Source organism: Nocardia sp. NPDC127606 (assembly GCF_042671725.1).
Taxonomy (GTDB): domain Bacteria; phylum Actinomycetota; class Actinomycetes; order Mycobacteriales; family Mycobacteriaceae; genus Nocardia.
Map to the genome: position 1 here is coordinate 217,884 of NZ_JBHXWQ010000011.1, position 9,167 is coordinate 227,050.

Below are 9,167 nucleotides of genomic sequence, written 5' to 3' on the forward strand. Positions count from 1 at the left end.
CACCGTCATCCGGCTAGTGCGGCACTGCGGGCGAACTGACTCTCCGGGCGCGCGAGCCCGAAGTGGTCGCGCAACGTGGTCCCGGTGTATTCGGTGCGGAACAGCCCGCGCTCCTGCAGGATCGGCACCACCGTTTCGGCGAATACCTCGAGCCCGCCGGGGTAGTACGGCGGCATCACGTTGAAGCCGTCCGCCGCACCCTGGGTGAACCATTCCTCGATGGTGTCGGCCACCTGTTCGGGGGTTCCCGCGAACACCCGGTGCCCGCGTGCACCTGCCAGCCGGTGCAGCAGTCCACGCAGTGTCGGCCTTTCCCGCTCGACGATTCCCGCCACCACCTGCAATCTGCTGCGCGCGTTGTCGGTGACATCGCCCGCCCCCGCGAACACTTCCACCGGCACCGGCTCGTCGAGCGCGAGGCCGCGCAGCGACGTGCCGGTGATCGATTCCAGCTGCTTGAGCCCGTATTCGGGCACCGTCAGCTCGTTGAACTCGCGTTCCAAACGCAGCGCGGCGGCCTCGGTGTCGGCGATGAACGGGCTGATTCCCGGCAGGATCTTCACCTCGTCGGCGGTGCGCCCGAACTCGGCGGCCTTGGACTTGATGTCGGCGTAAAAGGATTGCGCATCCGAAAGCCGTTGGTGCGCGGTGAAGATGGCCTCCGCGTATTTGCCGGCAAAGGCGCGTCCCTCGTTCGAGGCGCCCGCCTGCACCAGGACCGGACGGCCCTGCGGTGTCCGGGCGGCATTGAAAGGTCCACGCACACTGAGGTGTTCGCCGACGAAGTCGATCGGATGGATCTTGTCCGGATCGGCGTACACACCGGCGGCGCGGTCGAGCACGATCGCGTCGTCCTCCCAGCTGTCCCACAGCCCGACCACCGCGTCGACGAATTCCCGTGCGCGGGCATAGCGTGCGGCGTGATCCGGATGCCGTTCCAGCCCGAAGTTGGCCGCGGCCAGATCGGTTCCGGTGGTGACGATGTTCCAGCCCGCGCGTCCACCGGAGATGTGGTCGAGCGAGGCGAACAGCCGCGCCAGGTTGTAGGGCTCGTAGTAGGTGGTCGAGGCAGTCGCGATCAGGCCGAGATGTGTTGTCGCCGCGGCGATCGCGGTGAGCAGTGTGATCGGCTCCAGGCCGGGCGCGGCATTGTGACGAACATCGGTGCGCAGGGCGGGGCCGTCGGCGAAGAACACCGCGTCGAGCTTCGCCGCCTCCGCGGTGCGCCCGATCTCCTGGTAGTAGGAGACGTCGTAGATGCGGTCGGGCCTGCTGTCGGGGTGCCTCCAAGCGGCCTCGTGGTGCCCCGACGGGTAGATGAACGCGTTCAGACTCAGTTGACGCGGTGCACTCATGACGCCTGTTTCACTTTCTCTAAATCTGTCGTGTCGACGCCGAGCCCGGTCAGCAGCACCTCGCGCAGCCGGACGAACTCCGGGTGCGCGTGCCTGCGCGGGCGCGGGGCCTCGATGCGTTGGTCGATCGTGATCCGGCCCTCGTCGAGAACCAGCACCCGATCGGCGAGCAGCACGGCCTCGTCCACATCGTGGGTCACCAGCAGCACGGCGGGCCGGCGCCGCTCGCACAGCGCCTGCAACAGGGCGTGCATCCGAATCCGGGTCAGCGCGTCGAGCGCCCCGAACGGTTCGTCGGCCAGGAGCAGTTCCGGCTCACGCACCAGCGACCTGGCCAAGGCCACCCGCTGCTGTTCACCGCCGGAAAGCTCACGCGGCCAAGCCTTCTCCCGCCCGGCCAACCCGACCTCGGCCAGTGCGGACCGCCCGCGCTGCTGCGCGTCGCGCCCGGTCAGCCCGAGCACCACATTGTCGAGTACCCGCGTCCATGGCAGCAGCCGCGAATCCTGGAACACCACCGCGCGCTGCGTCGGCACCGTCAGGTCACCGGATCCGGGCACCTCGGAATCGAGTTCGGCCAGTGCCCGCAGCAGCGTGCTCTTGCCGGAACCGCTGCGCCCGAGCAGCGCGACGAACTCACCGCGCCGGATCTCGATATCGATGCCGTTCAAGACGATTCGCTCGCCGAAGCCGCGCGTCAGGGCACGGGTGCGTACGACGACCCGCTCGTCGGAGCTCAGTCGCCCAGTGTCTGTCGCCATGCCAGCACCTTTCGTTCCGTTGCCCGCACGGCGAGGTCGCCGAACAGTCCGAGCAGTCCGTAGATCACCAGGCCGACGACGATCACATCGATCTGCCCGTAGGTGCGCGCCTGCGTCATCAGGTAGCCGATGCCGCTGGTCGCGTTGACCTGTTCGACCACCACCAGCGCCAACCAGGAAATGGTCACCGCCAGCCGCAGCCCGAGGAAGAAGCCCGGCAACGAGCCCGGCAACGCGATGCGCCGCAGGAATCCCCACCGCGACAGCCCGACGGTCTCGGCCAGTTCCACATAGCGCGCGTCGACGCTGCGCAGGTAGGCGTGGGTATTGATGTAGATCGGAATGAGCACGCTGGTGGTGATCACGATCAGCTTCATCTGCTCGCCGATCCCGAACCAGACGATGAACAGCGGGATCAGTGCCAGCGTGGGGATCGCCCGCTTGATCTGCACCGGACCGTCGACCACGGCTTCACCGATCCGGCTCAGGCCCGCGATCAGCGCGAGCACCACGCCGATCGCCACACCGAGGACGAGACCGATCACGGCACGCTGCAACGAGGTCAGCAGGTTGGACTGCAACCGGCCGTCGGCGATCAGCTCGCCCGCGGTCTGCGCGACCGTCCACGGCGCGGGCAGGGTCTCCGGGTCGATGGCCCCGATCGCGGAGCCGACAACCCAGGTACCGATGAGCAGAACCGGACCGAGGGCGAAACCGAACGGGATCGGCTTGCCCGGTCCCAGCTTGCGCCGACCGCGCCCGCGCGGAGCGAGTGCTTCGACCGGGACCGTGCTGGTCCTGAGTTTGCGCAGTGCCCCGGCATCGATGGTGGCCATCAGCTCGCCGCCGGTGCGAACGCGGCTCCGCTGGCGGTGACGGCCTCGGTGACCGCGGCATCGAAGCGCAGGTCGAAACCGTCCACGGCCTTGATCTTCTTGGGCAGCTCGCCCACGGCGTCGATCGCGTCGATCGTGGTCTGCTGCCGGGCGATCAACTGCTGGTCGAGGTGCGGGAAGGTGTATGTGCCCAGCGATTCGACGATCCGCTTGGCGTCGTCGGCGCTGACCTTCTGGCTTCCGACGTAGTAGCGGGTGGCCCATTCCTCGCGATGGGTGTTGGTCCACTGCCAGGCCCGCACGAACGCGCCGACCAGAGCACGGGTCGCGGCGGCCTTCGCCGGATCCTGGACCACCGCCCGGCGCGCGTACAGGTAGGCGAGGCCGCTGTAGATGCCCGTGGTCTCCGAGTCCGGGATCAGCGAGGCGCCCTCGGTGCGCAGGAACCGGGTCACGTTGGGTTCGATCAGCGGCGCGACGTCGACCTGAGCGGTGCGGACCGCGTCAGGGAACTCGGCCAGCTGCAGCCGGACCAGCTCCACATCGGTGGGCTTCAGTCCCGCCTTGGTGAGCGCCTTCAACACCGCCGCCTGCTGGGCGGTGCCCTCGGCGTAGGCGATCTTCTTGCCCTTCAGATCCGTGAGCTTGCTGATCGAACGGCCCGGCGCCACAGCGAGTTTCAGTGCCTGGGGGTTGGTCTGATAGGAACCGATGATCGGCACGTCCTGGCCCGCGGCCAGAGCATGGATCGGCGGCACATCGCCGACCTGACCGACGTCGGCCGCGCCCGCCCGGAAGGCCTCGAGGATGGCCGGGCCGCCGACGAAGTTCGCGAACTCGATCTTGAACGGCAGCTTGTCCAGTTCACCGGACAGCCGCAGCGCCGATTGCAGGCGTTCCGACTGATCGGCGACGACGAGCGTGGTCCCCGGCGGAACCTCGGTCGGCAGTGGCGCGTCGGGGGTGCCGACCGGTGCGTCGTTGCCCTGCGCGCAGCCGGTCAGGCCGAGCGTCGCAACGGTTGCCATCGCGAGAAGTGCGGCGGTGGCGCGGCCGCGTAGGCCGGGTCGAAAGGTGTTCGGTCGGTGCATAGACGAATTCAAGCAACCGCGAACGCCCCCGAACACCATTAGCGTTTCTATGATTTGAAGGGCACGACTCCGCGCGGTCCGCGATCAGTCGCGCGATTCCCGCTCGGCCAGTGCGGTCAGTTTCGACAACGCCTGGTGCCAGGTCCTCTCGTTGTCGGCGGGGCTCAGCCCCGGCGGAACCCCCTCGTGCACCGTGTCGAGGTGGGTGCCGCCGTCGGCGTCGGTCAGCGTGAACGTCACCGTCTGCGCACCGGTCATGTCCGGGGTCTCGGTGACGAATTCCAGCACTTCGATGATCTGCTCGTCCGGCACCAGCGTGCGGAACGTCCCGAAGCAGGCGTCGCGGTGCGGCGGCCGCGTCTCACCCGTGGCCGTCGGCTCGTCATAGGTGAGGGTGATCGAGAACGATCCGCCCTCCTTCGGCTCGAACCGATGCACTTCGGCCGTTATCCCGGGCGGGGGCATCCAGGCCGCGACCGCGTCGGCATCCAACATCAGGCGGTAGACGGTCGAGCGCGGCGCATTGATCTGCGTGCCGATCCTTGTGGTCGCCATTCCTTCACGATAGTCGCGAGACCGGCGCCGATCGATCACCTGCCGGAGCTACGCGCCAGTGTCTGCAGCGGGTCGGTCAGCACGTCGGCGAACGCCAGTTCCGCGGCCCCGATCAGCGGAGCGTCGTCGGCCAGCGCGGAGGTCCGCAGGCGGACGCGTTCGCGAACGGCCAGCAGTCCGTTCACCGCCAACCGGCTGCGGACCTGCGCGGCCGAGGCGAGGTAGATCTCGCGCAATACACCACCGAACACGACCATCGTCGGGTTGAAGATATTGACGAGATTGGCCACCCCGTAGCCGAGCCAGTCCCCGACCTGGTGCAACGCGTCGCGGGCGACCGCGTCACCGCGAGCCGCCGCGTCGACGATCGCCTCGACCGCCGCCCGACCGGTGAGGTCGGCACGCCCCGCCAGCGCGATCAACGCCAGCTCCCCCGCCTCGGCCTCCAGGCAGCCACGTGAACCACACCGGCACGTCCGCCCGCCGGGGTTGACGATCATGTGCCCGACCTCGCCGCCGTAACCGCCCTCACCGCCGAGCAGCTCGCCGCCCATGATGACGCCACCACCGATGCCGACCTCACCGTGCAGGTAGATGAGATCCGACACCCCCGCACCGACGCCACGCTCACGCTCGGCAAGCGCTCCCAGATTCGCGTTGTTGCCGACCACCACCCGAACGCCGAGCCGCTCGGACAGTTTCGCGCCCACCGGCACATCCACCCAGCCGATGTTCGGCCCGTACCGCACCACACCGTCGCCCTGCCGGACCATCCCGCAGAAGGCGAGACCGACACCCACGCAGACACTGCCGCGTCCTGCCGTGTCGATCATCGTCTCCGCCAGCACCGCCAGGGATTCGATCACCTCGTCGGGATCGAAAGCCGCACTGTCACGCGGTGTTTCACGCTGGTCGAGAATCACACCGCCCAGACCGACCCGCGCTACCGCGAGCCGGTCCGCACCGACGTCCAACGCGAGCACGAATACCCGCTCCGACTCCGGCCGCACCACCAGCGACGGCCGTCCGGCCCTCCCGGTCTGGCGTGGCAGTTCCTCACTCACCAGCCCGGCGGCGGCCAGATCGGTGGTCAGCGCCAGAATTGTGCTGCGGTTCAAGCCCATTCGCTCGGCCAGCTCCGCCCGCGAGACCGGGCCACTCAGATGGACGTGGCGCAGCAGCGCGGCGAGATTGCGCGTTCGGATCTCGTCCGGGGCGGGTGCAGCCCTCATCCGGCCCAGCCTTCCCGGTCGATGGTCAACTTCCTGGCAGCGAACGCTTGCGGGACAGCGCGTCCACCCCCGCCGCGAGCAGCAGGACAAATCCTGTCACAACGAATTTCGTGCCCGCGCTGTAGCCCATCAGCCCCATCCCGTTGTTGATCACCGCGACCACCGCCGCGCCGAGTACCGCATCGAGCATCCGGCCACGACCACCGAACAGGCTGGTCCCACCGATCACCGCCGCGCCGACCGCGGTGAGCAGCACATCGGAACCGCCGGTGTTCGGATCGACCGAGTTGGCTCGCGAGGCCGCGATCAAGCCGCCGACGGCGGCCATCGTCGAGCACAGCACGAAGGCGCTGATCTTGATCCGGTCGACCGGAATGCCCGCGCGCCGAGCCGCTTCCACGCTGCCGCCGACCGCGTAGACATGCCTGCCGAACGAAGTGCGATTGAGCACGAACGTCCACAGCAGCAACAGCGCGATGATGATCGGCACCACGATCGGCATGCCCTGCAGCGAGTTGACCTCCGGATTGCGACTGCGCTCGTCGTTGAGCACCAGCACCGCTATGCCCGCGACGACCGCGACCGTTGCGATCCGCAACGCGACCACCGGCGCCGTCTCGCCGGTCAGCCCGAGCGTCGTGCGCGCCCGCAACTTTCGGTACTGCACGAACGAGAACCCGCCCACCAGCACCAGATACATGACCCAGCCGAGCAGCGGCGGCACATTCTTGTTGGCGATCGCCAGGATCGTCTCGTCGTGGATGGAGATATTGCGGCCGTTGTCCATGATCTTCAACGCGACGCCCTGCAGCGCCAGGAACGCGGCCAGCGTCACCACGAACGACGGCACCCCGATCTTCACCACGATCGCACCGATGGTCAGCCCGATCACCACACCGGTGAGCAACGAGACCAGCACCGCCGCGTACCAGGGCCAGCCTTTGTCGGTGAGCAGCACCGCGAGCACCGCGGCACACACACCACTGGTGAAGCCGGCCGACAGATCGATCTCCCCGAGCAGCAGCACGAAGATCAAGCCCATGGCGATCACCGCGATGGCGGCGCCCTGGGTGAGCAGGTTCGCGATATTGCCCTGGGTCATGAACACCGGTCGCGCGATCCAGAAGACGACCGACAGCACGACCAGCGCGATGACCGAGGGCAAGGCACCCATGTTGCCGCTACGAATCCGCGCGACATAGCCGGTGACCAACTCGGTCACCGGTGCGGCAGGCTCGGCGGCCTTGTCCGTCACGACCGCGCTCATGCCTGCACTCCGATTCCGAGACTCCCGCTGCGGCCGGAGGTGATCAGTTCGACGACCTGCGAATGCGTCACGTCGGCGGTCCGTACCTGTGCGGCCATCCGGCCCAGATACAGCGCCGCGATGCGATCCGACACCGCGAAGACGTCGTTCATGTTGTGCGAGATCAGCACCACCGCAAGACCTTTGTCGGCCAGGCGGCGCACCAGTTCGAGGACCTGCTGAGTCTGGGCGACGCCGAGCGCCGCGGTCGGCTCGTCCAGAATCACCACCTTGCTGTTCCACAACACAGCCTTGGCGATGGCGACGGTCTGGCGTTGTCCGCCGGACAGGCTGGCCACCTTCTGACGCACGGACTTCACCGTGCGCACCGACAGCCCGGCCAGGGTCGCGCCCGCGAGCTCCTCCATGCCGTATTCGTCGAGCACGATGCCGTGCTTCTTCTCCCGGCCGAGGAACATGTTCTGCACGATGTCGAGGTTGTCGCAGAGCGCGAGGTCCTGGTAGACGATCTCGATCCCCAGTTCGGCCGCGCCCCTCGGATTGCCGATCTGCACCGGCTCACCGTCGAACAGCACCTCACCCGCATCGATCGCATGGGTGCCGCCGATGCACTTGACCAGGGTCGACTTACCCGCGCCGTTATCGCCGACCAGTGCCGTCACCTCGCCGCGGTAGGCGGAGAAGTCGATATCGTGCAGGACATGGACCGGGCCGAAACTCTTCTCTAATCCTCGTAATTCGATGAGCGGGGTGTCGGTCATCAGCGGACGCCGTTATCCGCGCAGAGCTTCGCGAAGTCACCGGTGCACAGCTCGGCCTTGTCGACGAACCCGTCCGCCACGACGTCGTTGACGTTGTTCTTGAAGATCGCCTTAGGCTCGAGCAGTACGGCGGGAACCTTCGTCTTCGCCTCGGGATCGTCGACGGTACTCGGCGCTTCGCCCTTCTCACCGTTGGCCAGCGCGATCGCCAGCTTCGCGCCGGCGGCGGCCTCGAGTTTGATCGCCTTGTAGACGGTCATGCACTGATCGCCGGCCAGGACGTTCTGCAGACCCTGGACCGTGGCATCCTGGCCGGTCACCGGAATCTGCCCGTTGAGCTTCTGCTTCTTCAGTACCGCGATAGCCGCATTGGCCAGACCGTCGTTGGCCGCGACGGTGCCGCCGAGGTTCGGCGTGCCGGTGAGCATCTGCTCGAAGATGGTGCCCGCCTTGGTGTTATCCCATTCCGGGACGGCCTGATCCGGCCCCTTCACGTACTCGTTCGCGTCGAACTTCGGCTTCAGCGCACCGTCGTAACCGCTCTTGAACAGGGCGGCGTTGTTGTCTGTCGGGCCGCCGTTGAGGTAGGCGACCACCGGCTTCACCGCCTGCTTGTCGGCCAGGCACTTCGCCAGGCCGTCGCCCATGAGCTGTCCGACCTTCACATTGTCGAACGACACGTAGTACGGCGCGCCGCCGCCGAGGGTCAGCCGGTCGTAGTCGATCACGGTCACGCCCTGGGCTTTTGCCTTCTGGATGACCGCCTTGCCGGTGCCGCTGTCGAGGTTGGTGATCATCAGCACCGAGGCGCCGTTGGTGATCATCTGATCGGCGATCGTCTGGAAGGCGTTCTTGTCGCCCTGGGCATTCTGGATGTCGGCCTTGATCCCCGCGGCGTCGAACGCCTGCTGGAGGTACTTGCGATCCGCCGTCTCCCACCGGGCCGAGGTCTTGCTGTCGGGCAGGATGACGCCGATCTTGGCGCCGCCTCCTCCCGAGGAGTTCGAAGTGTCGTCGCCGCAGGCGGTGAGCGAAGTGAGAAGTGCGATCGAGACGGCCGCGATGCCGAAGATCCCCTGACGCATGAGCGTGGGCCTTTCGTGGAACCACCGCCTGTAGGCGGTTGAGCTGGAGCGAATGTTGTTCTCGACAACATACTCCAGGGTGACCTGGCCCACACAGGAATCGGACATAGTGGGTCCACCGAGGTTCCCGGGAACGCAAAAAGGCCCTCCAACCGAAGTTGGAGGGCCTTTCGCAATGATGTTCCGGCAGTGTCCTACTCTCCCACACCCTGTCGAGTGCAGTA

General features: G+C 67.2%; 9 protein-coding genes. All 9 read right to left on the reverse strand.

Going from position 1 to position 9,167, the window contains the following annotated elements:
- Positions 1–5: 5 nt before the first annotated feature.
- A complete protein-coding gene (locus ACFVJ5_RS33385; protein ID WP_379226373.1) occupies positions 6–1,355 on the reverse strand; it encodes an LLM class flavin-dependent oxidoreductase in 1,350 nt (449 codons plus the stop codon).
- Positions 1,352–2,116, reverse strand: coding sequence for an ABC transporter ATP-binding protein (locus tag ACFVJ5_RS33390; protein WP_379226375.1), 765 nt, complete (start codon positions 2,114–2,116; stop codon positions 1,352–1,354). The genes ACFVJ5_RS33385 and ACFVJ5_RS33390 overlap by 4 nt, the downstream gene beginning before the upstream one ends.
- Positions 2,092–2,952, reverse strand: coding sequence for an ABC transporter permease (locus ACFVJ5_RS33395; RefSeq protein WP_379226376.1), 861 nt, complete (start codon positions 2,950–2,952; stop codon positions 2,092–2,094). Before ACFVJ5_RS33395 ends, ACFVJ5_RS33390 begins: the two co-directional genes overlap by 25 nt.
- Positions 2,952–4,043 (reverse strand): ABC transporter substrate-binding protein, encoded by a 1,092-nt coding sequence (locus tag ACFVJ5_RS33400; RefSeq protein WP_379226378.1) that lies wholly within the window; start codon positions 4,041–4,043, stop codon positions 2,952–2,954. Before ACFVJ5_RS33400 ends, ACFVJ5_RS33395 begins: the two co-directional genes overlap by 1 nt.
- A gap of 84 nt (positions 4,044–4,127) precedes the next feature.
- Positions 4,128–4,598 (reverse strand): SRPBCC domain-containing protein, encoded by a 471-nt coding sequence (locus ACFVJ5_RS33405; RefSeq protein WP_379226380.1) that lies wholly within the window; start codon positions 4,596–4,598, stop codon positions 4,128–4,130.
- 35 nt (positions 4,599–4,633) lie between these two features.
- A complete protein-coding gene (locus ACFVJ5_RS33410; protein ID WP_379226382.1) occupies positions 4,634–5,830 on the reverse strand; it encodes an ROK family protein in 1,197 nt (398 codons plus the stop codon).
- Positions 5,831–5,855: 25 nt separating this feature from the next.
- On the reverse strand, positions 5,856–7,097 hold the full coding sequence (locus ACFVJ5_RS33415) for a sugar ABC transporter permease (protein WP_379226384.1): 1,242 nt from the start codon (positions 7,095–7,097) through the stop codon (positions 5,856–5,858).
- The gene (locus ACFVJ5_RS33420) at positions 7,094–7,858 is read right to left on the reverse strand and encodes an ATP-binding cassette domain-containing protein (protein WP_379226386.1); all 765 of its coding nucleotides are present in this window, start codon (positions 7,856–7,858) and stop codon (positions 7,094–7,096) included. Before ACFVJ5_RS33420 ends, ACFVJ5_RS33415 begins: the two co-directional genes overlap by 4 nt.
- Positions 7,858–8,943 carry a sugar ABC transporter substrate-binding protein gene (locus ACFVJ5_RS33425; RefSeq protein WP_379226388.1) on the reverse strand — a complete coding sequence of 362 codons (1,086 nt, stop codon included), beginning with the start codon at positions 8,941–8,943 and terminating at the stop codon, positions 7,858–7,860. Before ACFVJ5_RS33425 ends, ACFVJ5_RS33420 begins: the two co-directional genes overlap by 1 nt.
- Between the last annotated feature and the right edge of the window lie 224 nt (positions 8,944–9,167).